20 protein-coding genes are annotated in these 20,601 nt (G+C 68.6%); 14 read left to right on the forward strand and 6 right to left on the reverse strand.

Annotated elements, in window-relative coordinates:
* Positions 1 to 258 precede the first annotated feature (258 nt).
* Positions 259 to 459 carry a sulfur carrier protein ThiS gene (thiS, locus tag P0Y50_13990; protein WEK39628.1) on the reverse strand — a complete coding sequence of 67 codons (201 nt, stop codon included), beginning with the start codon at positions 457 to 459 and terminating at the stop codon, positions 259 to 261.
* A 199-nt stretch (positions 460 to 658) separates the two neighbouring features.
* Between thiS and aroQ the strand changes: the two genes are divergently transcribed.
* From aroQ to lepB, 5 genes are all read left to right on the forward strand, one after another.
* Complete coding sequence (gene aroQ / locus P0Y50_13995) at positions 659 to 1,105, forward strand: type II 3-dehydroquinate dehydratase (protein ID WEK39629.1); 447 nt, start codon at positions 659 to 661, stop codon at positions 1,103 to 1,105.
* Positions 1,106 to 1,152: 47 nt separating this feature from the next.
* Complete coding sequence (gene accB, locus P0Y50_14000; protein WEK39630.1) at positions 1,153 to 1,641, forward strand: acetyl-CoA carboxylase biotin carboxyl carrier protein; 489 nt, start codon at positions 1,153 to 1,155, stop codon at positions 1,639 to 1,641.
* Between the two features lie 9 nt (positions 1,642 to 1,650).
* Positions 1,651 to 3,003, forward strand: coding sequence for an acetyl-CoA carboxylase biotin carboxylase subunit (gene accC / locus P0Y50_14005; protein ID WEK39631.1), 1,353 nt, complete (start codon positions 1,651 to 1,653; stop codon positions 3,001 to 3,003).
* Positions 2,973 to 3,698: a leucyl/phenylalanyl-tRNA--protein transferase gene (aat, locus tag P0Y50_14010; protein WEK39632.1), complete on the forward strand. Its 726-nt coding sequence runs from the start codon at positions 2,973 to 2,975 to the stop codon at positions 3,696 to 3,698. Before accC ends, aat begins: the two co-directional genes overlap by 31 nt.
* 146 nt (positions 3,699 to 3,844) lie before the next feature.
* A complete protein-coding gene (lepB, locus tag P0Y50_14015; GenBank protein ID WEK39633.1) occupies positions 3,845 to 4,606 on the forward strand; it encodes a signal peptidase I in 762 nt (253 codons plus the stop codon).
* Between the two features lie 191 nt (positions 4,607 to 4,797).
* Here lepB and P0Y50_14020 read toward each other — a convergent pair whose 3' ends face one another.
* From P0Y50_14020 to P0Y50_14030, 3 genes are read right to left on the reverse strand one after another with little or no spacing between them, the layout of a single operon-like run.
* A complete protein-coding gene (locus P0Y50_14020; GenBank protein WEK39634.1) occupies positions 4,798 to 5,139 on the reverse strand; it encodes an EF-hand domain-containing protein in 342 nt (113 codons plus the stop codon).
* Positions 5,140 to 5,156: 17 nt separating this feature from the next.
* Positions 5,157 to 5,801 carry a DUF2155 domain-containing protein gene (locus tag P0Y50_14025; protein ID WEK39635.1) on the reverse strand — a complete coding sequence of 215 codons (645 nt, stop codon included), beginning with the start codon at positions 5,799 to 5,801 and terminating at the stop codon, positions 5,157 to 5,159.
* 11 nt (positions 5,802 to 5,812) lie between these two features.
* The gene (locus P0Y50_14030) at positions 5,813 to 6,205 is read right to left on the reverse strand and encodes an NADH:ubiquinone oxidoreductase subunit NDUFA12 (GenBank protein ID WEK39636.1); all 393 of its coding nucleotides are present in this window, start codon (positions 6,203 to 6,205) and stop codon (positions 5,813 to 5,815) included.
* A 216-nt stretch (positions 6,206 to 6,421) separates the two neighbouring features.
* Here P0Y50_14030 and P0Y50_14035 point away from each other — a divergent pair, with 216 nt between their 5' ends.
* From P0Y50_14035 to P0Y50_14045, 3 genes are all read left to right on the forward strand, one after another.
* The gene (locus P0Y50_14035) at positions 6,422 to 9,070 is read left to right on the forward strand and encodes a TSCPD domain-containing protein (protein WEK39637.1); all 2,649 of its coding nucleotides are present in this window, start codon (positions 6,422 to 6,424) and stop codon (positions 9,068 to 9,070) included.
* 57 nt (positions 9,071 to 9,127) lie between these two features.
* On the forward strand, positions 9,128 to 9,622 hold the full coding sequence (locus P0Y50_14040; GenBank protein WEK39638.1) for a pentapeptide repeat-containing protein: 495 nt from the start codon (positions 9,128 to 9,130) through the stop codon (positions 9,620 to 9,622).
* A gap of 81 nt (positions 9,623 to 9,703) precedes the next feature.
* The gene (locus P0Y50_14045) at positions 9,704 to 10,591 is read left to right on the forward strand and encodes a pentapeptide repeat-containing protein (GenBank protein ID WEK39639.1); all 888 of its coding nucleotides are present in this window, start codon (positions 9,704 to 9,706) and stop codon (positions 10,589 to 10,591) included.
* 59 nt (positions 10,592 to 10,650) lie between these two features.
* Here the strand turns inward: P0Y50_14045 and aspS are convergent, their stop codons facing one another.
* Positions 10,651 to 12,483 carry an aspartate--tRNA ligase gene (aspS, locus tag P0Y50_14050; protein WEK39640.1) on the reverse strand — a complete coding sequence of 611 codons (1,833 nt, stop codon included), beginning with the start codon at positions 12,481 to 12,483 and terminating at the stop codon, positions 10,651 to 10,653.
* 163 nt (positions 12,484 to 12,646) lie between these two features.
* Here aspS and P0Y50_14055 point away from each other — a divergent pair, with 163 nt between their 5' ends.
* The 5 genes from P0Y50_14055 (at position 12,647) to P0Y50_14075 (ending at position 18,124) form a co-directional block, all read left to right on the forward strand.
* Positions 12,647 to 12,934: a YciI family protein gene (locus P0Y50_14055; GenBank protein ID WEK39641.1), complete on the forward strand. Its 288-nt coding sequence runs from the start codon at positions 12,647 to 12,649 to the stop codon at positions 12,932 to 12,934.
* 87 nt (positions 12,935 to 13,021) lie between these two features.
* Entirely contained in the window at positions 13,022 to 13,696 is a 675-nt protein-coding gene (locus P0Y50_14060; protein ID WEK39642.1) for a DnaA/Hda family protein, read from the forward strand.
* A gap of 127 nt (positions 13,697 to 13,823) precedes the next feature.
* On the forward strand, positions 13,824 to 14,324 hold the full coding sequence (locus P0Y50_14065; protein ID WEK39643.1) for a DUF3617 family protein: 501 nt from the start codon (positions 13,824 to 13,826) through the stop codon (positions 14,322 to 14,324).
* A gap of 96 nt (positions 14,325 to 14,420) precedes the next feature.
* On the forward strand, positions 14,421 to 16,637 hold the full coding sequence (locus P0Y50_14070; GenBank protein WEK39644.1) for an RNA degradosome polyphosphate kinase: 2,217 nt from the start codon (positions 14,421 to 14,423) through the stop codon (positions 16,635 to 16,637).
* Positions 16,637 to 18,124: a Ppx/GppA phosphatase family protein gene (locus tag P0Y50_14075; GenBank protein ID WEK39645.1), complete on the forward strand. Its 1,488-nt coding sequence runs from the start codon at positions 16,637 to 16,639 to the stop codon at positions 18,122 to 18,124. Before P0Y50_14070 ends, P0Y50_14075 begins: the two co-directional genes overlap by 1 nt.
* Positions 18,125 to 18,281: 157 nt before the next feature.
* Here P0Y50_14075 and rnd read toward each other — a convergent pair whose 3' ends face one another.
* Complete coding sequence (gene rnd, locus P0Y50_14080; protein ID WEK39646.1) at positions 18,282 to 19,430, reverse strand: ribonuclease D; 1,149 nt, start codon at positions 19,428 to 19,430, stop codon at positions 18,282 to 18,284.
* A 79-nt stretch (positions 19,431 to 19,509) separates the two neighbouring features.
* Here rnd and purM point away from each other — a divergent pair, with 79 nt between their 5' ends.
* Entirely contained in the window at positions 19,510 to 20,547 is a 1,038-nt protein-coding gene (gene purM / locus P0Y50_14085) for a phosphoribosylformylglycinamidine cyclo-ligase (GenBank protein WEK39647.1), read from the forward strand.
* The last annotated feature ends 54 nt before the right edge of the window (positions 20,548 to 20,601 follow it).

Here is a 20,601-nt window from a genome sequence, read left to right on the forward strand (position 1 = left end):
CGCGCCGAGGGCGAGGCGTGCCGCTTCTCGGGCCGTCTCGAATGATCGGATTACGACGTCAGTAAGATGAGATGACCGGTTGGCCATGGCCGATGACGATCAGCACCGACAGCCGGGAACGCCTTGGATCTGCCTGTGCTCTGTTCGCCGCCCTGCCGGCGCGCGATCGCCGACGATACGCCCCTAAAACCGAGGACGGGATCATTGACGACATCGCCACCGGCGACGCGGCCGCGACCACGCCCGATTTGATCGCGATCAGCCGCCGCCCACGAACTGAACCAGTTCGATGCGGTCGCCCGGCGCGATGGGGGTGGAGGCGTGAAGTGAGCGGGGCACGATCTCGAGATTGCGCTCGACCGCCACCTTGCGCGGGTCCAGCGCCAGTTCCTCGACCAGGGCCAGGATGGTGACGGCCTGGACCAGGCGGGGTTCGCCGTTCAATTGGATCTGGGTCATCGCGCGTCTCCGTCTGGCCTCGAGGGGCAGATAGACGCCGACGGGCGGCTTCGCCAGAGCGCCTGACCCTCGGGCGCCATTGCCCCGGCGTAAACTTCGATACGGGGACCGTTTGACCCGCGAGCCGCGTCCGCTAAAAGGCCCCTCTTGTGCTGCGATGCGCAGGCTCGATTCCCGGAAACTCACTTTCACGCGCCCCATGGCTGAAACGCCCGTCATTCATGTGCTGAACGGCCCCAATCTGAACCTGCTCGGGGTTCGGGAGCCGGATGTCTATGGCCGCGACACCCTGGCGGACATCGAACAGCGCTGCCTCAAAGCCGCGGCCGGGGCTGTGGTCGTTTTCCGCCAGACCAATCACGAAGGCGTGCTGGTGGATTGGATTCAGGAAGCGCGAGAAGGCGCGGACGCCCTGATCCTCAATCCCGCGGCCTATGGGCATACGTCGGTGGCGCTGCACGATGCGCTGAAGACGCTGTCGATTCCGGTGATTGAACTGCATCTGTCCAATCCGGCGGCGCGCGAGGCGTTTCGCCATCACTCCTATGTGTCCTCAGCGGCGACCGGCGTCATCGCCGGGTTCGGCGCGGCGGGCTATGAACTGGCCGTTCAGGCGGCTCTCACCAAGGTTCGGGAACGCGGCTGAGGCCCGTCCCGTTTGCTTAAAGACCACGAAAGACAAGGCGCACTCCAATGGCCGATGACAAGAAACACGCGGAAATCGACGCCGCCCTGGTTCGCCAGCTGGCCGAAATCCTGAACGAGACCGACCTGACCGAGGTCGAGGTCGAGCGCGGCGAACTGCGAATCCGCGTCGCGCGCGAGATCACCGTCAACGCCGCTCCGGTGCAGTATGCCGCCGCCCCGGCGCCGGTCGCGGCCCCCGCCGCCGCCGCCGCTCCCGTTTCCATGCCATCAGACCCGGCCACCATCGTCGCCCGTGCGGGTGAAGAGGTGAAGTCGCCGATGGTCGGCACCGCCTATCTGCAGGCCTCGCCCGAGGCTCCGGCTTTCATTCAGCCGGGCGACAAGGTCAAAAAGGGCCAGACCCTGCTGATCGTCGAAGCGATGAAGACGATGAACCCGATCCAGGCGCCGCGTGACGGCGTGGTGGCCGACATCCTGGTGGGCGACGCCCAGCCGGTCGAGTTCGGCGAAGCCCTCGTCCTGCTGGAAGCCTAAGGCGCCCTGATGTTCACCAAGGTCCTGATCGCCAACCGGGGCGAGATCGCGCTGCGGGTCCACCGGGCCTGCAAGGAGATGGGCATTTCCACCGTCGCCGTTCACTCCGAGGCTGACCGCGGCGCCATGTGGGTTCGGCTGGCCGACGAGAGCGTCTGCATCGGCCCCGCCTCGGCCGCGAAGTCGTACCTGAACATCCCGTCGATCATCGCGGCGGCCGAGATCACCGGCGCCCAGGCGATCCACCCCGGATACGGCTTCCTGTCCGAAAACGCGCGCTTCGCCGAGATCGTCGAAGCCCACGGCATGACCTTCATCGGTCCCAAGCCCGACCACATCCGGGTCATGGGCGACAAGATCAGCGCCAAACAGACGGTCAAGGATGCGGGCATCCCGGTCGTTCCCGGCTCCGACGGCGAGGTCGAGACGGTCGAGGCCGCCATCGAGGCGTCCAAGGCCATCGGCTTCCCCCTGATCGTCAAGGCGGCGGCGGGCGGCGGCGGACGCGGCATGAAGGTCGCCCTGACGCCCGACGATCTGGTCGAGGCGGTCCAGACCGCCCAGTCCGAGGCCAAGGCCGCCTTCGGCAACGGCGCCGTCTATATGGAGCGCTATCTCCAGAAGCCGCGCCACATCGAGATCCAGGTCATCGCCGACAGCCACGGCAATGTCGTCCACCTGGGCGAACGCGACTGCTCGCTGCAACGCCGTCACCAGAAGGTGCTGGAAGAGGCCCCCTCGCCCGCCCTGTCGGCCGAGGGTCGCGCCAGGATCGGCGAAACGGTCAACAAGGCCATCGCCGCCATCGGCTATCTGGGCGTCGGCACCATCGAGTTCCTGTGGGAGGACGGCGAGTTCTTCTTCATCGAGATGAACACCCGCCTGCAGGTCGAACACCCGGTCACCGAGGCCATAACCGGCGTCGACCTGGTGCGCGAACAGGTGCGGATCGCCGCCGGACTGCCGCTGTCGTTCACCCAGGACGACATCGCGTTCAAGGGCCACGCCATCGAGGTGCGGATCAACGCCGAGAACCCCGAAACCTTCACCCCGTCGCCGGGCAAGATCACCGACTTCCACGCGCCGGGCGGCCTGGGCGTGCGTCTGGATAGCGCCATCTACGCCGGCTATTCGATCCCGCCCTATTACGACAGCCTGATCGGCAAGCTGATCGTCCATGGCCGCGACCGCGAGGAGGCGATTGCGCGCCTGAAGCGGTCGTTGAACGAGGTCGTCATCGGCGGCGTCGACACCACCATCCCCCTGTTCCAGAAGCTGTTGGCCGAGCCGGACATCCTGTCGGGCGACTACGACATCCACTGGCTGGAGAAATGGGCGGCCCGTCAGAAGGGCGAAAGCTGACAGACCCCGATTTCAGCGCCAGCGGGCCTTTCGGCGGTTTCGGCCCCGAGGACCTGCTGGCCTGTTACGCCCGGGGCGTGTTTCCGATGGCCGAGGCGCGCGACGATCCGCGCGTCTTCATCATCGAGCCGGACCAGCGCGGCGTCATTCCGCTGGACGCCTTCCACATCCCCAGCCGCCTGCGCCGCACCGTGCGCGGCGAGCCGTTCGACATCCGCGTCGACACCGCCTTCGAGGCGGTGCTGGACGGCTGCGCGGCGGCGCAGGGTCCTGATCGCGAGGACACCTGGATCAATGCGCCGATCCGGCGGCTGTATGCGGCCCTGTTCGCGCAAGGGTTCGTCCATTCCATCGAATGCTGGCGGGACGAGCGGCTGGTCGGCGGGTTGTACGGCGTGTCGCTGGGCGGCGCCTTCTTCGGCGAAAGCATGTTCAGCCGCGAACGCGACGCCTCCAAGGTCGCGCTGGTGCATCTGGTCGCGCGATTGAGGAAGGGCGGCTGGACCCTGCTGGACGCCCAGTTCCTGACCGAGCATCTCAGCCAGTTCGGGGCGGTCGAGACGCCCCAGGCGGCCTATCTGCGCCGTCTGGCGCCCGCCCTGAAGGTCACGCCCGACCAGACGGCCCTGACCGCGCCCCTGACCGGCGCCGAGGCGGTCGAGGCGGCGCTGGCGCCAGGCGCACCCACCCGCTGAATCAGCCTTCTGGCTTCCGGGTTCGTCCTGCTGACGCCCCGGAATGACGCAGGGCGTGGCGTCGGGGGCTTGTCCGGACACGATTTCCGGCCTGTCCCGACACGGATGCGCTGGCGTCCCTCAATCATTCCGGCCTCGATGGCGGCATGACCGACATCACGCCAAACCCGCCCCGCCCGTCCGCTTTCAACGAAGCCGGAGAGATCGTCCTGACGCTGTTGGTCGCCCTGATCGTGGCGACGCTGTTCCGCATCGCGGTCTTTCAGCCCTTCACCATCCCGTCCTCGTCGATGGAGCCGGGGCTGGTGACAGGCGACTATATCGTCGTGTCCAAGTTTGCTTATGGCTGGAGCACAGCGTCCCTGCCGCTGAACCCGCCGATCCGGCCGGGGCGGCTGATGGGGGGACAGCCGCGACGCGGGGACGTGGTGGTGTTCCGCCGCCCCAGCGATCCGAAACAGGTCTGGATCAAGCGGGTCGTGGGCCTGCCCGGCGATACGGTTCAGGTGCGGGGCGGCGTGGTCTTCGTCAATGGCGCGGCGGTGCGCCAGACGCGGCTGGACGTCGTCGCCGATCACGATGCGCCGGGTCGCCGCGTGCAGCGGGTGCGCGAAACCCTGGCCGACGGCCGCAGCTATGTCACCTATGACGGCGGGCCGAACCTGCCGGGCGACGACACGCCGTCCCGCCGCGTGCCGGCCGGCCAGTATCTGATGATGGGCGACAATCGCGACAACTCGCTGGACAGCCGCTGGCCGCCCGCGATCGGCGTGGGCCTGCTGCCGGCCGAGAACATCGTGGGGCGGGCCGAGATCGTGCTGGCGTCGTGGAAGCCCGGCGCCAGCCTGTTCAAGCCCTGGACCTGGCTGAACCTGCAAGCGGACAGGTTTCTGGTGCGGGTGCGGTAGGGCGATGCGTCAGCTTCCGACGTCATTCCGGGGCGTCCGTAGGACGAACCCGGAAGCCAGGCGGGCGTCACGTCTTTCGATGCGTTTGAGAGAGAATCCGCAGCCCTGGCTTGGCTGCTACGCGCCGCCCTCCGGGTCCGGGTTCCACGCGATGCGCGGCCCCCGGAATGACGGCGGGCGGAAGGCTGGGCCTAACCCGCGCGGTATTCGTCGAAACTGACCACGCCATCATGGTTGCGGTCCAGACGGTCGAAGGCGGCGCGGCTTGACGAGGTCGCATGGGACTGCGCCAGGGCCGGAACGGCGACGGCGCCCAGGGCCAGACCGGCCAGGGCGGCGGCGGCCAGTTGACGCCAGCCTGCGGGAACGGACCGGCGCGTGGTCTGGCTCAGTTCAGCGTCGATGAAGCAGCGGATGGCCTCGCTGGCCGTGCGGCCCTCGGCCTGGCACCGGGCCATGAAGGCGGTCTTGGCGGCGTGGGACAGACGGACTTCCACCGTCTCGTCCTTCTTCAGCGGTCTGTCGCGATCCATGCCGGTCTCCGCGTCGGTCAGTTCTTACAGCCGACCACCCAGGCGTCGTAATAGGGGTTCTGAACGCCGCTGACCGCCGGGGACGAGGCGAACATCCAGCCGCGGAAAATCTGGCGCGAGGCGGTCTGGCCGCGCGGCTGCAGCGAGACGTCCATATAGGCGATGGCGTCCTCGGTCAGCTCGTCGGGCGTCGTGACCTCGCAGGCGCGGGCGGCGAAGACCAGATTGCGGTTGAAGCGCACGGGGCGGCCGCCGACCTCGACCTCGAACTTCATCGTCTCGGCCGTGACCTTGTCGATGGCCTGGATGACCGCGAACTTGCGCCGCTGGCGACGGCCGGGCGTGGCGGGCTGGTCGATGGCCTTTTCGGCCACGGGACGTTCGGCCTTGACCTCCGCCTCGGCCTTTTCCTCGACGGCGGCGTCCTCGGCGACGATGACGGCGGGGGGCGGCGTCACCGCGATGGGCGCGCGCGGGGCGGGCGCGCCGGCGGGCGGGGTTTCGGTCGGCACGGCGTTGGCCGGCTGGGCCGGGGTCTTTCGCAGGATGTCGCCGATGGGGTCCTGGACCGGGCGCGCGTCGCGCGGCGCGTCCTGAAGCACGCTGGCCGTCACGGCCCCCGCGCTCAGCACGCCGATCAGGGCGCCGGCGCCCATCAGCATCCGGCGGATTTTCACTCGGGCGTCCAGGCCTGATAGTCGCCGGTCGCGGCCGGGCGCCTGGCCTCGGCGGCCAAAGAGCCGGGCGGACGCCAGGCCAGGGGCGTGCCCGTCAGGTTGGGCAGGTGTTCCTTTTCCCAGGCGCGACGCGGCAGCGGCTGCTCGGTCGGCGGCAGGTCGAAGGTGTAGTGCAGCCAGCCGTGCCAGTCGGGCGTGACCTTGGACGCCTCCGCATAGCCGTCGTAGATCACCCAGCGACGCTTGCGGCCATCATAGCTGGCGTTGTCGCGGCTCTCGTAATAGCGATTGCCGTTCTCGTCCTGACCGACAAAGCGACCGCGCTTGGCGATGGTGAAGCGGGTGCCGATCGTGGCGCCCTCCCACCAGCCGAAAATCTTGCTCAACACGTCGTGAATTCCAACCGTAAGGGGTCGCCGGACTCAGGGCCCGACGCTCGGCCGGATCATAGAAACACCGACACGCTTCGTCCAGCGTCCAGGCGGCGACGGCGCGACGCAGGGACGAATCGATATCTTGTGGGCAAACCGCTGCTGCGACACCAGATGTATTGGCGAAAGACAGTGTTCGACCTAGGCTGGCGCCAACCCATCGGAGGGACCGCCATGCGCCTTCAATCCGCCTTCGCCGCTCGCGCCGAACGAGTCGCGATGGAGCACCGCGTCGTGGAACGGCTTGCCGGCGTGCGACCGGTGCTGGCGCCCGCCGGTTGGTCGGACGCGCAGATCGAGGCGTGGCTGGACTGGATCGCGGCCCAGGGTCTGTCGGACGAGACGGGCGACTGGCTGGACGGGGGCGTGGACGCCTGGGCCGCCGGGCTGGCCAGGACGGGCTTGTCCGAGGGCGTGTTCGACGCGGCCCAGGCCGCCGTGTTCGCCGAAGACCTGACGGCCGTGATCAAACTGGGTCTGGCGGCGCCGGCGCGGTCGGGCGCGGCGGCGGCGGGCGTGGTCGATCTGAACGATCCGGGCGCGGCCGCCGTGCTGGCCGACCACGGCGGGCGCCGCACCGCCGCACGATTGGGCGCCCAGGCGGCCCAGGCCCTGGCCGACGCCCTGGCCGGTGTGGCCGATGCCGTGGATCGGTGCGAGGGGCCGCGCGGCGACTGCGGCGATCCCTCGCGCAATCCGGCCCTGGGACGGGCGGCGGCCCTGGCCCGACGCTGCGGCGCGTCGGACGCCGACATCCTGCGGGCGGTGGATGGCGAACGCCTCCTGCCCGACCTGAGCCCCGCCGTCGAAAGCCCGCCCCTGGTGGCGCTGGCGGACCGGACGCAGATCGCGGCGGGCGCGCCCGAGGCCCTGCTGGCGGCCAGGGCGGCGTTGGACGGCGGGCTGATCCTGGCCTTCGAACCGCGCGATGCGGAGGCGGCGACGGCCCCGGCGACCGCGCGCATGGTCATCGACCTGGCCGCCGTGACGGCGCTGGACGGCGAGACGGCGGACGATCTGGCCGCCCTGACGCGCCTGCTGACCACGGCGCTGGACCTGGCCAGCCCGACGCCCGGCGTCCTGACGCTGGGGCTTGAAGGCCTGCTGGAGGCCGTGGCGCCGCTGGGCGAGGCGGGAATGGCGCGGGCGCAAGCCCTGGCGGCCCTGGTCGCGGCGACGGCGGGCGAGACCTCGGCCGATCTGGCGGCGATCCGAGGCGCGGCGCCCGACTGGGACGACGTTCGGGCCACAGCACAGGACACTCAGGTCGCGCGATGCGAGGCGTTGAAGGACAGCGCCGATCCGGTCGCAGCCGCCGCCCTGATGGCTTTGAACGCGAAATCCCGGCCGCGTCGGCATTCGGCCATCGGCCTGTTCGTCGACGATGCGGAGGCGCGGCTGCGGCTGGGCCGGGGGCGGATCGCCGCCGTCGATCTGTTCCAGACGGCGGACGGCGAGATCGGGCGACGGCTGCATCCGGCCCTGGCGGCGGCGTTGAGCGCGGCGGGCGGCGACGTCCAGGCGGCCGAACGCCATGTCTTCGGCCGTCGCACCCTGGTCGAGGCGCCGGGGCTGGATCATGCGGCGCTGCGTGCGCTGGGCTTCACCGACATCGAACTGGCGGCCATCGAACAGGCCCTGGCCTGGGCCGAGGATTTCGACGCGGTGTTTTCGGCCCCCGTGCTGGACCCCGGTTTCATCCGCGACGTCCTGGGGATCGAGGACGGCGACGGCCTGTTGCTGACCCTGCTGGGCGTGTCGGACGAGGCCGAGGCCGCCGCCGCGCGCTGGGTCTTCGGTCATGGCGACCTGGCGACATGGCCCGAGGCGCCCCCCGCGGTCGCCGCCCTGCTGGCCGATCCCGAAGGGGCCGCCGCCGCGCTGCGCCATGCCGTCGCGCCGTTCAGCGACCTGGCCGACATCGCGCCCGAGATCACCCACTGGCGCACCACGGCGGGTCAGGCGGCGCGGCTGATGGGCCAGGCGGCGCTGGACGGCCGCCGCGCCATCCGCCTGCAACGCGCCGAGCCGCCCGCCCGCCCGCTGCTGACCCTGCCCGCCGTCGAGACCGCCGCGCGGCCCGAACCGGCGCGCGAGGCGCCGCGTCCGGCCGAACGGGTGGTGGAGCGGGTGGTCGAGCGCGAGCGCGCCCGCCGCAAACTGCCCGACCGCCGCAAGGGCTATATCCAGAAGGCGGCCGTCGGCGGCCACAAGGTCTATATCCACACCGGCGAATATGAAGACGGCGAACTGGGCGAGATCTTCATCGACATGCATAAGGAAGGCGCCGCCTTCCGCAGCCTGATGAACAACTTCGCCATCGCCATTTCGATCGGCCTGCAATACGGCGTGCCGTTGGACGAGTTCGTGGACGCCTTCGTCTTCACGCGGTTCGAGCCGGCCGGTCGCGTGACCGGCAACGATTCCATCCGCTCGGCCACCTCGATCCTGGACTACATCTTCCGCGAGTTGGGCGTCTCCTATCTGGACCGGGACGAACTGGCCAATGGCGAGGCCGAGGCGCTGGACGGCGACGGGCTGGAGGGCGCCGCGCCGCAGGGCCAGGCCGTGCCCGCCGCCCGCTTCATCTCCAAGGGGTTCGCGCGGGGTTCGGCGCCCGACAATCTGGTGGTCCTGCCGTTCGGCAAGAAGACCGAACCGGAAACCCGCGCGGCGGCCGGAGGCGAGGCCGTCGCCTGCCCCGCCTGCGGCGACTTCACCCTCCAGCAGCGCGGCGGCGGCTGGACCTGCGACACCTGCGGGGCGGCGCCCGCCCCTGCCCCCGCCCCCGTCTCCGCATTGAAGGGCGGCGATCAGGGCTAGGTTAAGGGTTATGGCCTAGGGTTTGCTTCAGGACGATCAAACGTCGGAGCCCGGTCCATGAAACGCACACTCTCTCTCGGCCTGATCGCAACCGCCTTCCTGGCTGCGGCGACGCCCGTCCTGGCCCAGAACGCGGGCCAGATCGCCAGCGTGAGGCGCGGCGCCTCCTGCGCCGGCTGCAACCTGTTCCAGGGCGATTTCTCGGGCCTGGAGGCGCGCGGCCTGAACCTGGCCGGGTCGCGCCTGCGTCAGTCGGACATGAGCCTGAGCGTGATGAACCGCACCCGGTTCTCGGGCGCCGACCTGCGCGACGTGGAAGGCTATGGCGGCGTCTTCTCCGGCTCGAACTTCACGCGGGCCAACCTGACCAACGCCAGTTTCGTGGGCGCCTATCTGGAAGGGGCCAACTTCTCGGGCGCGACCCTGTCGGGGACCAACCTGTCGGGCGCCCAGCTGGCGCGCGCCACCGGCCTGACCCAGGGGCAGTTGAACCAGGCGTGCGGCGACGGCTCAACCGTCCTGCCGCGCGGCCTTCGCATTCCCGCCTGCTGAGGGGCGCCGACCTTGCCGCGATTTAACGAAGTTACCTCGATTTAAGTAGGTGGCGTGGGGGTTTCGAGGCATTCAGGTCTGGTGAAACAGATCGCTGAACATATCCGGTTCCGACCTTCCTTGGCCCTGCTGGCGCTCGGCGCGGCGCTGATGGCGTCCCCCGCCATGGCCGGGGTCGAGATGTCGATGCAGGACCGCGACGTGGCCCGAACCGTGTCGCTCGGCGGGTCGTGCAACCGCTGCGAACTGTCGGGTCGAAACCTGTCGGGCGCCACCTTCACCGGCGCCAGCTTCATGAACGCCACCCTGGTCGGGGCCAATCTGCGCGGGGCCGAGATGATGGGCTCCAACTTCTCGGGCAGCGACTTCAGCCGGGCCAATCTGTCGGGCGTGCAGATCGTGGGCGCCAACTTCAGCTCGACCAACTTCACCAGCGCGGTCCTGACCGGGGCCGAGGCCCAGGGCGCCGTGTTCGTGCGCGCCAATCTGAGCCGGGCCGAAATCTCGGGCGCCGAAATGCACGGCGTCAACTTCAACGGCGCCACCCTGTCCGGCGCCAGGTTCATCGGCGCGGAACTGTTCGGCGCGACCCTGGCCAATGTCGTGGCGGTCGGGGCGGACTTCACCGGCGCGGAGGTTCAGGCCTCCAACATGTCGTCCGGCGATTTCAGCAGCGCCCGCTTCAACTCCGCCACGCTGGACGGGGCGCGTCTGACCGGCGGGCGCTTCAACCGGACGGACTTCTCAGAAGCCTCGCTTCACCGCACCGACATCCGCGGGGCCGATCTATCCGGCGCGCGCGGCCTGACGCAGGAACAGATCAGGACGGCCTGCGGGGACGGCTCGACCCGGCTGCCCGGCGGCCTGACGGCGCAGTCCTGCCGCAGCGGCTCGATCCGCGTCATCCGAACCCCCACGCCGCCTGTGCCGCCCCGGGTCAGGAACTTCGTCTCGGTCGCCGAGAACTGAGCCGCAAAAAAGGGGACGCCCGGCGGGCGTCCCCTTCTTCGTATCAGCGATCGCGCCGATCAGACCTTGATCGGCGGGGCGGTGCGGATGTGGACGTCCTTCAACTGACGCTCCTCGGCCTCGGTCGGGGCGTTCATCAACAGGTCCTCGCCCTGCTGGTTCAGCGGGAAGGCGATGACCTCGCGAATGGCGGTTTCGCCCGCCAGCAGCATGACGATGCGGTCGATGCCGGGGGCCAGACCGCCGTGCGGCGGGGCGCCGAAGCGGAAGGCGTTCAACATGCCGCCGAACTGTTCCTCGACCACCGAGGCGTCGTAGCCGGCGATCTGGAAGGCCTTCAGCATGATCTCGGCCTTGTGGTTCCGAATGGCGCCCGAACACAGCTCATAGCCGTTGCAGACGATGTCGTACTGATAGGCGCGGATGGTCAGCGGGTCCTGACCCTCCAGGGCCTCCAGGCCGCCCTGCGGCATCGAGAAGGGGTTGTGGCTGAAGTCGACCTTCTTCTCTTCCTCGGACCATTCGAACATGGGGAAGTCGACGATCCAGCAGAATTTGAACTGGTTTTCGTCGACCAGCTTCAGCTCGGTCCCGACGCGGGTGCGGGCCAGCCCGGCGAACTTGGCGAAGGTGGCGGGCAGGCCGGCGACGAAGAAGGCGGCGTCGCCCTGGCCCAGACCCAGCGACGACATCAGGGCCTCGGTCGGCTCCTGACCCAGGTTCTTGGCGATGGGGCCGCCCCAGGCGCCCTGGTCCTCGGACCAGAAGATATAGCCCAGGCCCGGCTGGCCCTCGCCCTGCGCCCAGCTGTTCATGCGGTCGCAGAAGGCGCGCGATCCGCCGGTCGGCGCCGGGATGGCCCAGACGGCGTTCTTGTCGTCGGCGCCCAGAATCTTGGCGAACAGGCCGAAACCGCCGTCGCGGAAGTGGTCGGACACCACCTGCATCTTGATCGGGTTGCGCAGGTCGGGCTTGTCCGAACCATACCAGGCCATCGACTGGGCGTAGGTCAGGCGTTCGAAACCCTTATGCTCGAACGTCTCGCCGAAATCGTTGGTGAAGACGTGGGTTCCGTCGATGGCCGAGACGGGCCTGCCTTCGCCGAACTCCTCGAACACGCCGTGCATCAGGGGTTCGATGGCGGCGAAGACGTCTTCCTGGGTCACGAAGCTCATCTCGACGTCCAGCTGGTAGAATTCCAGCGAACGGTCGGCGCGCAGGTCCTCGTCGCGGAAGCAGGGCGCGATCTGGAAATAACGGTCGAAGCCCGAGACCATCAGCAGTTGCTTGAACTGCTGCGGCGCCTGGGGCAGCGCGTAGAATTTGCCCGGATGCAGGCGCGACGGCACCAGGAAGTCGCGCGCGCCTTCCGGCGACGAGGCCGTCAGGATCGGGGTCTGATATTCCAGGAAGCCCTGATCGACCATGCGGCGGCGGATCGAGGAGATCACGCGCGAGCGCAGGACGATATTCTTGTGCAGACGCTCGCGGCGCAGGTCCAGGAAGCGGTTGGCCAGGCGGATATCCTCGGGATACTCCTGATCGCCAAAGACCGGCATCGGCAGTTCGGCGGCCTCGGACAGCACTTCGACGCCCTGGACGCGGACTTCGATCTCGCCCGTCGGCAGGTTCGGGTTCACCACCGCGGCGTCGCGGGCGACAACCTCGCCGTCGACCTTGATGACGCTCTCGGCGCGCAGGCGCTCGACGGCGGCGAAGCCGGGCGTCTCGGGGTGCAGCACCAACTGCGTCAGGCCGTAGTGGTCGCGCAGGTCGATGAACAACAGGCCGCCGTGATCGCGCTTCCTGTGCACCCAGCCGGACAGGCGGACGGCGGAACCGGCGTCGGAGGCGCGAAGCGCGCCGCAGGTGTGAGAGCGATAGGCGTGCATGGAACGAACCGTCTGGAGACTTTGGCGGTGGAATCCGTCGCCGTCGGCGCCGGAAATCGAAGCGGCGTAGGGCGCATCATCGCCCCGGAAAGTCAAGGTTTCAGCCGTTGCAAAGGCCCGTGCCGCGCATCATACCCACCCGCATCTCTCACATGAGGCCGCCATGTTCATCGTCACCATCACCTACACCCAGCCGATCGAAGCCATCGAGGCCAGGACGGTCGAGCATCGCGAATGGCTGGACCAGCACGTGGCCAGCGGCCTGATCGTGGCTGCCGGGCCGATGGTTCCGCGCACGGGCGGCGTTCTGGTGGTCGCCAGCCGAGGCACGAAGGACGCGCTGGAGACCCTGTTGAAGGACGATCCCTTCCAGGTTCACGGTCTGGCCGACTATGTCGTGACCGAGTTCAAGGCGGGCAAGCTGAACCCCGCAATGGCGCCATTCGCCTGATTTCATCCACAGCGACGCGGCTTCCCTCCCCGAAACCAACAGAGGGGCGCCGACGCGGTTGATCCCGGCCTCTGCTAAGACGGGGCCATGACCGCGCTGAGCGCCCCGTCCCGTCCGACCGCCGAACAGCTGCGTTTGCCGCTGGAGCGCCATGCCGTGGGCCAGGCCTTCGTCGTGTCGGACAGCAATGCCGAGGCCGCCGCCGTCCTGGCCCGCTGGCCGGACGGGGTCGGGACGGTGCTGGCGCTGCATGGCCCCGCGGGATCGGGCAAGAGCCGTCTGGCCGCCGACTGGGCCGAGCGGGTGGGGGCGTCGCCCCTGACCGGCGCGGAGGCGGCCCTGATCGACCCGCAAGAGCTGGAAGGCCGGCCCGTTCTGCTGGACGACGCGGACCAGGCCGACGACGAGAGTCTTTTTCACCTGATCAACCTGGCGAACGCGGGCGGCGGGGCGCTGCTGCTGGTCTCGCGCCCGGCGCCGCGCCAGTGGTCGGTCGCCCTGCCCGATCTGCGCTCGCGGCTGGATGCGATGCGGAGCGTGGCGGTCCAGCCGCCCGACGACGCCGTGCTGTCGGCCATCCTGCGCGCCCGGTTCTCCGAGCGCAGCATCACGCCCGCTGACGAGGTGATCGATTATCTGGTGCGCCGTCTGGACCGATCCGGCGACGCCGCGGCCCAGGTGGTCGAGCGGCTGGACGCCCTGCACCGCCCGGTGACGCGCGTTCTGGCCCGGCAGGTTCTGGACGGCCTGGACGCGCCCTGAACGGCCAAAGTTCGGGATACCCACAGTTTCCCGATCAAAAGCGCAGCTTAATTTTGAACGCTCAGCTTGGCCTTTTCGTTAGGGTCGATGGAGCGGCCTTGCGCTCCTACAAACGGGAAACGTCCAAATGCGTGCTCAGCTTGTCCTGATTTCCACCGTCGCCCTGCTTGCGGCCTGTTCCAACAGCGACGAAGCCAAGACCAAGAAAGAGGAAACGGCGGCTCCGACCAATGCCTCTATGCCGGCGCCGCAACCCGGCCTGTGGCAACAGACCGTGTCCAGCGCCAGTATGCCCCAGCCGACGACCATAAAGATGTGCATCGGCGAGACGGCGCCCGGCTCCAACCCCTTCAACGCCCCGCAACAAGGCGTGACCTGCAGCGAGAACACGGTCAAGTCGGTGCCCGGCGGCGCCGAATTCCACGCCGTCTGCAATGCGCAGGGCATGACGGTGACGTCGGACGGCAAGGTGTCCGGCGACATGCGCACGGCCTATAAGGTGGACATCACCACCAAGACCACAGGCCCGAACGTGCCGGCCGCCATCGCCGACATGAAGATGACCATGGACGCCAAGCGTCTGGGCGACTGCCCGGCCGGAACCGCGCCGAACACCATCGTCCAATAGCCGGAGCGGCCGGGGCGGTCTGCGGATCGTCCCGGCCCTTCACGTTTTTCGTCACGCCCGCTTGCGGCCGTCACAGACGCGCGCGAGAACCGGACCATGACCGACGCCGCGATCCATGACGACACCCGAGGCGAGGAGGTTCCCGCCTCTCGCGCCCCCCAGTTGGCCCTCAGCGAAGAGCTGATGGCTTCGCCCAGCCGGTTCTTCAACCGCGAGACCTCGTGGCTGGCCTTCAACGAGCGGGTGCTGGAAGAGGCGGCCAACCCCAACCATCCGCTGCTGGAACGCCTGCGCTTCCTGTCGATCTCGGCCAATAATCTGGACGAGTTCTTCATGACCCGCGTCGCCGGCCTGAAGGGCCAGTTGCGCGAGCGGGTTCGGGTGTTGTCGGCCGACGGCCTGACCCCCGCCGAACAGCTGGAGCGGATCAACGTCGCGGCGGGCGAGCTGATGGCCGAGCAGCAGCTGCGCTGGCGTCAGCTGAAGAAGGAGCTGACCGTCGCCGGCATCGAGGTCGTCGACCGCCAGCGCATCACCAAGACCGAGCGCGAACGGCTGGAGCCCGAGTTCCTGAACCAGCTGTTCGCGGTTCTGACGCCCCTGGCCATCGACCCGGCGCACCCCTTCCCCTTCCTGCCCAACCTAGGCTTCTCGCTGGCGCTAAAGCTGAAGCGCAAGGGCGAGACCAAGACCTTCTACGCCCTGGTGCCCGTGCCGACCCAGGTTCGACGCTTCTGGGCCTTGCCGACCGACGGCCGGTCCACGCCGGGGCACAAGCGGTTCATCACGCTGGAAAACGTGCTGCTGCTGTTCATCGACCACCTGTTCCCCGGCTGCGAGGTCCAGGAAAAGGGGGTGCTGCGCCTGATCCGCGATTCGGACATCGAGATTGAGGAAGAGGCCGAGGATCTGGTGCTGGAGTTCGAGGAGGCGCTGAAACAGCGTCGCCTGGGCTCGGTCGTGCGCGTCAAGATCGAGGCGTCCATGCCCGCCGATCTGCGCGACTTCATCGTCGGCGAACTGGAGGCCGCGCCCCAGGACGTGGTTCTGGTGGACGGGATGCTGGGTCTGGCCCAGCTGTCGGACCTGATCGGCGGCGGCCATCCCGACCTGAAGTTCAAGGGCTATGAGCCGCGCTATCCCGAGCGGGTGCGCGACAATGGCGGCGACGTCTTCGCCGCCATCCGCGAAAAGGACATGCTGATCCACCACCCGTTCGAGAGCTTCGACGTGGTGGTGCAGTTCCTGCGTCAGGCGGGGCGCGATCCCAACGTCATCGCGATCAAACAGACCCTGTATCGCACGTCGAAAGACAGCCCCATCGTCGCCGCCCTGATCGAGGCGGCCGAGAACGGCAAGAACGTCACCGCCCTGGTCGAGCTGAAGGCGCGGTTCGACGAAGAGGCCAATCTGCGCTGGGCGCGGGCGATGGAGCGGGCGGGCGTCCACGTCGTGTTCGGCTTCGTCGAATACAAGACCCACGCCAAGCTGAGCGTGGTGGTGCGCCGAGAGGGCGAGGGCCTGCGGACCTACTGCCACTTCGGCACCGGCAACTATCACCCGGTCACGGCCAAGGTTTACACCGATCTGTCGCTGTTCAGCTGCGATCCCGTGCTGGGGCGCGATGCGACCAAGGTGTTCAACTACATCACCGGCTATGCGACGCCTGACCATCTGGAAGCCCTGGTGGTGTCGCCGCTGAACATGAAGTCCACCCTGATCGAGCTGATCGGCAAGGAGATGTCGGCCGCCGCCATGGGCAAGCCCGCCGCCATCTGGGTCAAGCTGAACTCGCTGGTGGATGTGGAGATCATCGACGCCCTTTACCGCGCCAGCCAGTGGGGCGTGCGGATCGACCTGGTGGTGCGCGGCATCTGCTGCCTGCGGCCCGGCGTGACGGGCCTGTCGGAGAATATCCGGGTCAAGTCCATCGTCGGCCGCTTCCTGGAACACAGCCGCATCGTCTGTTTCGCCAATGGCAAGGACCTGCCGCACGACAAGGCCAAGGTGTTCATTTCCTCGGCCGACTGGATGACGCGCAATCTGGATCGCCGGGTCGAGCTGATGACGCCGATCCGGAACGCCACCGTCCACGACCAGGTGCTGGACCAGATCATGGTCGCCAATCTGAAGGACGACGCGCAATCCTGGGTTCTGGACGCCGAAGGACGCTATACCCGCGTCGCGCCCGCCGATCCCGAGCGGCCCTTCTCGGCCCACAAATATTTCATGACCAATCCCAGCCTGTCCGGACGCGGCCGCAAGGCCAAGAGCCTGCCCGCCGTGCTGCGCTACGAGCGTCCCGGCCGCTGATGCCCGACGCCGTGCTGACCGACCGCGACGTCGCGGCCATCGACATCGGCTCCAACTCGGTGCGGCTGGTCCTGTACCGGCTGGAGGGCCGGGCGATCTGGACCGTCTATAACGAGAAGGTGCTGGCCGGCCTGGGCCGCGACCTGCCGACGACGCGCAAACTGTCGCCCGAAGGGGTGGTCATGGCGATGACCGCGCTGCGCCGCTTCGCCGCCGTGCTGGAGGGCGTGCGGCCGGATGCGACCCTGATCGCCGCCACCGCCGCCGTGCGCGAGGCCCTGGACGGGCCGGAGTTCTGCGCGCGCGTCGCCGCCGAAACCGGCCTGAACATCCGCGTCCTGTCAGGCGAGGAAGAGGCCAAATACGCCGCCATGGGCGTTCTGGCGGGCGCGCCCCTGGCCCACGGGGTCTCGGCCGACATGGGCGGCGCCAGTCTGGAGCTGACGCGGCTGAACGGCGACGGGGTGGAGCATGGACTGACCCTGCCGCTGGGGCCGTTCGCCCTGGCCGACGGCAAGGGGTTCGACGCTGATCGCATCAAGGCTCGGATCGACCAGGCCCTGAAACCCGTCGCCGCCCAGTTCAGGAGCGACCGCCTCTATGCCGTGGGCGGCGCCTGGCGCACCCTGGCCCAGGTTCAGATGGCGCTGAAATCCTATCCGCTGCGGGTCGTGCATCAGTATCAGATGTCGGCCGAGGACGCGCTGGAGACGGCGCGGCTGGTGGCGCAACAGTCCGTCGCCAGCCTGGCCAAACTGCCCGGCGTGTCCAAGAAGCGCGCCGAAACCCTGCCCTACGCCGGCCTGGTGCTGGAGGGGTTGATCAGGCGCCTGGGTCTGAAACAGATCGAGATGTCGGCCTGGGGCGTGCGCGAGGGCCTGTTGTTCGAGACGCTGGACGAGGCGACCCGCATGGCCGATCCGCTGCTGGCGGGCTGCACCGCGCTGGGCGGACGCCAGGGCGTGGCCCCGGCCCTGCCCGGCGCCCTGAACGGCTGGATTTCCGAAATCGTCGCCGCCCTGCCCGAAGCCTTCGGTCAGGAACGCGATGCGGTTCTGACCGCCGCCGCCTGCCGTCTGGCCGACCTGGGCGCGCGTCTGCATCCCGACCACCGGCTGGAGCTGGTGTTCGACCAGGTGTTGCGCGCGCCGGTCGCCGGCATCAGCCACGTCGAACGCGCCTTCTTGGCCAGCGCCCTGAACGCCCGGTACGGCGGGGCGCCCGCCACACCCCAGCCCGAGGTCATCGACCGGCTGCTGGGCGGCGACGCGGCCAGACGCGCCCGCGCCCTGGGCCTGGCCATCCGCCTGGCCTGCGACCTGTCCGGGCGTTCGCCCCAGCTGCTGGCCAATGCGACGGCCAAGGTGAAGGGCGCCGACCTGCGCCTGACCGCGACGGAAGGCTATGCCGACGTCCTGCTGGGCGAACAGACGAAGAAGCGCGCCAAGGCCCTGGCCGAGACGATGGAGCTGGGTCTGAAGATTTGAGGCGACCCGTCTCCTCCCCGCTTTGCGGGGAGGTGGCTCGGAGCGCAGCGGAGAGACGGAGGGGCTGTCACCGCATCACCCGCGCCTGTGGGACTTCAAGAGCCCTTCCAGCGCTTCGCGGTCCCCCTCCCCACACGTGGGGAGGAGACGGTCGGTCCTATTCGATCTCGACGACCTCGACACGCGCGCCGTTCAGGACCAGGGCGATTTCGCCGCGTTTCAGCTTCAGCGCGTCCTCGCCGAAGATCTGGCGGCGCCAGCCCTTCATGGCGTCGATGTCGGCGTCGTCGCTGATGGCGATCTTCTCCAGATCCGCGACCGTGGCGATCAGTTTGGAGGCCACGCCGGCGTTGTCGCTCTTGGCCTTCAACAGCACCTTCAGCAGTTCGACCACCGAAGGCGGGGCGGGCTGTCGGTGGGCCGGGCGCTCCATCTCGGGCGCGAAGGCTTCGGGATCGGCCAGGACGCGTTTCAACTCATCAGCCAGCTCCAGCCCCAGGCGCGAGCCGCCGAAACCCTTTGGCACGGACCGCAGGCGGTTGAAGGCGTCCGGGTCGGTCGGGGTCTGCTGGGCGATCTCGTCCACGCCCTCGTCCTTCAGGATGCGGCCGCGCGGCTGGTCCCGCTCCTGCGCCGCGCGCTCGCGCCAGACGGCGACGGCCTTGAAGGCGGCCAGGTATTTGGCCGAGAACTTCTTGGGTTTCAGCCTTTTCCAGGCGTTTTCTGGATTGGTGTCATAGAGGGCCGGGTCGGTCAGCCCCTCCATTTCCGACATCACCCAGTCCAGCCGGCCTTCCTTCTGCAGCCGGTCGCGCAGCTTGGGATACAGCGCCGCCAGATGGGTCACGTCGCCCAGGGCATAGACCAGCTGGCTCTCCGACAGCGGTCGGCGCGCCCAGTCGGTGAAGCGGCTGCCCTTGTCCACCTCGATCCGCAGCGTCTGCCGGACCAGCGAATCATAGGCGACCTGCTCGCCGAACCCGGCCGCCATCGCCGCGACCTGGGTGTCGAACAGGGGCTTGGGCATGGCGCCCAGCCGCACGAAGATCTCCACGTCCTGGCGACAGGCATGGAAGACCTTGACGATCCTCTCGTCGCGCAACAGGTCCAGGAACGGCTCCAGGTCCAGCTCGTCCGCCATCGGGTCGATGATGGCGGCGTGGTCGGCCGAGGCGGCCTGGATCAGGCACAGTCGGGGCCAATAGGTCGTTTCCCGCATGAATTCGGTATCGACCGTGATGAAGGGAGCGGAGGATACGCGGGCGCAGAACTCGGCCAGCGCCTCATTGGTGGTGATCGGCGTCATTCCGATGCTATAGCCCCCCGCAACCCATGTGTGGCAAGACCCGCGCTGCATTTCCGCCCCGATTCCAGGCCCAAGATCCATGAGCGACACCCAAAAGCCTCTCGAAAACGGCCTGACCTACGCCGACGCCGGCGTGGACATCGACGCCGGCGAAATGCTGGTCGAACATATCAAGCCCCTGGCCAAATCGACGGCGCGCCCGGGATCGGAGCCGTCGCTGGGCGGTTTCGGCGCCCTGTTCGACCTGAAGGCCGCCGGGTTCGAGGACCCGCTGATCGTCACCACCACCGACGGCGTCGGCACCAAGCTGAAGATCGCCATCGAGACCGGCCGTCACGACGGCGTCGGCGTCGATCTGGTCGCCATGTGCGTCAACGACCTGCTGGCCCAGGGCGCCGAGCCGCTTCTGTTCCTCGACTATTACGCCACCGGCCGGCTTGAGATCGACGCCGCCCGTCGCGTCGTCGCCGGCATCGCCGAGGGCTGCCGTCAGGCCGGGGCCGCCCTGGTCGGCGGCGAGACCGCCGAAATGCCGGGCATGTACACCGAGGGCGACTATGATCTGGCCGGCTTCAGCCTGGGCGCGGTCGAGCGCGGCCACGCCCTGCCCTATCTGGACCGTCAGGCGGCGGGCGACGTCATCATCGGCCTGGCCTCCACCGGCCCGCACTCCAACGGCTATTCGCTGGTCCGCAAGGTGGTCGAGAAGTCCGGCCTGGCCTGGGGCGATGACGCCCCCTTCGCCAAGGACCGCTCGCTGGCCCAGGCCCTGATGGAGCCGACCCGCATCTATGTGAAGCCGGTCCTGCCGATCATGAAGGCGGGCCTGGTCAAGGGCGCGGCCCACATCACCGGCGGCGGCCTGATCGAGAACCCGCCCCGCTGCATCGCCGAGGGTCTTCAGGCCCGCTTCGACTGGGACGCCTGGCCCATGCCCGCCGTCTTCCAGTGGCTGGCCGAAACCGGCGGCATCAGCGACCACGAGATGCGCCGCACCTTCAACTGCGGCGTCGGCTTCATCCTGATCGTCTCGCCCGAAAACGCCGAGCCGGTCCTGGCCGCCCTGCTGAACGCGGGAGAAGTCGCCTTCGTCTGCGGCCAACTGGAAGCGGCCTGAGCATCACCTCGTCACCCTCGGGCCTGTCCCGAGGGTGACGGATGAATTTTTAGC

The sequence above is a fragment of the Candidatus Brevundimonas colombiensis genome, assembly GCA_029202665.1.
GTDB lineage: Bacteria > Pseudomonadota > Alphaproteobacteria > Caulobacterales > Caulobacteraceae > Brevundimonas > Brevundimonas colombiensis.

Excerpts from the sequence above, each read along its gene's own strand:
- thiS (WEK39628.1), bottom strand. The coding sequence starts at position 459 with ATGACCCAGATCCAATTGAACGGCGAACCCCGCCTGGTCCAGGCCGTC.
- aroQ (WEK39629.1), top strand. The coding sequence starts at position 659 with ATGGCTGAAACGCCCGTCATTCATGTGCTGAACGGCCCCAATCTGAAC.
- accB (WEK39630.1), top strand. The coding sequence starts at position 1,153 with ATGGCCGATGACAAGAAACACGCGGAAATCGACGCCGCCCTGGTTCGC.
- accC (WEK39631.1), top strand. The coding sequence starts at position 1,651 with ATGTTCACCAAGGTCCTGATCGCCAACCGGGGCGAGATCGCGCTGCGG.
- aat (WEK39632.1), top strand. The coding sequence starts at position 2,973 with ATGGGCGGCCCGTCAGAAGGGCGAAAGCTGACAGACCCCGATTTCAGC.
- lepB (WEK39633.1), top strand. The coding sequence starts at position 3,845 with ATGACCGACATCACGCCAAACCCGCCCCGCCCGTCCGCTTTCAACGAA.
- P0Y50_14020 (WEK39634.1), bottom strand. The coding sequence starts at position 5,139 with ATGGATCGCGACAGACCGCTGAAGAAGGACGAGACGGTGGAAGTCCGT.
- P0Y50_14025 (WEK39635.1), bottom strand. The coding sequence starts at position 5,801 with ATGCTGATGGGCGCCGGCGCCCTGATCGGCGTGCTGAGCGCGGGGGCC.
- P0Y50_14035 (WEK39637.1), top strand. The coding sequence starts at position 6,422 with ATGCGCCTTCAATCCGCCTTCGCCGCTCGCGCCGAACGAGTCGCGATG.
- P0Y50_14040 (WEK39638.1), top strand. The coding sequence starts at position 9,128 with ATGAAACGCACACTCTCTCTCGGCCTGATCGCAACCGCCTTCCTGGCT.
- aspS (WEK39640.1), bottom strand. The coding sequence starts at position 12,483 with ATGCACGCCTATCGCTCTCACACCTGCGGCGCGCTTCGCGCCTCCGAC.
- P0Y50_14055 (WEK39641.1), top strand. The coding sequence starts at position 12,647 with ATGTTCATCGTCACCATCACCTACACCCAGCCGATCGAAGCCATCGAG.
- P0Y50_14060 (WEK39642.1), top strand. The coding sequence starts at position 13,022 with ATGACCGCGCTGAGCGCCCCGTCCCGTCCGACCGCCGAACAGCTGCGT.
- P0Y50_14065 (WEK39643.1), top strand. The coding sequence starts at position 13,824 with ATGCGTGCTCAGCTTGTCCTGATTTCCACCGTCGCCCTGCTTGCGGCC.
- P0Y50_14070 (WEK39644.1), top strand. The coding sequence starts at position 14,421 with ATGACCGACGCCGCGATCCATGACGACACCCGAGGCGAGGAGGTTCCC.
- P0Y50_14075 (WEK39645.1), top strand. The coding sequence starts at position 16,637 with ATGCCCGACGCCGTGCTGACCGACCGCGACGTCGCGGCCATCGACATC.
- rnd (WEK39646.1), bottom strand. The coding sequence starts at position 19,430 with ATGACGCCGATCACCACCAATGAGGCGCTGGCCGAGTTCTGCGCCCGC.
- purM (WEK39647.1), top strand. The coding sequence starts at position 19,510 with ATGAGCGACACCCAAAAGCCTCTCGAAAACGGCCTGACCTACGCCGAC.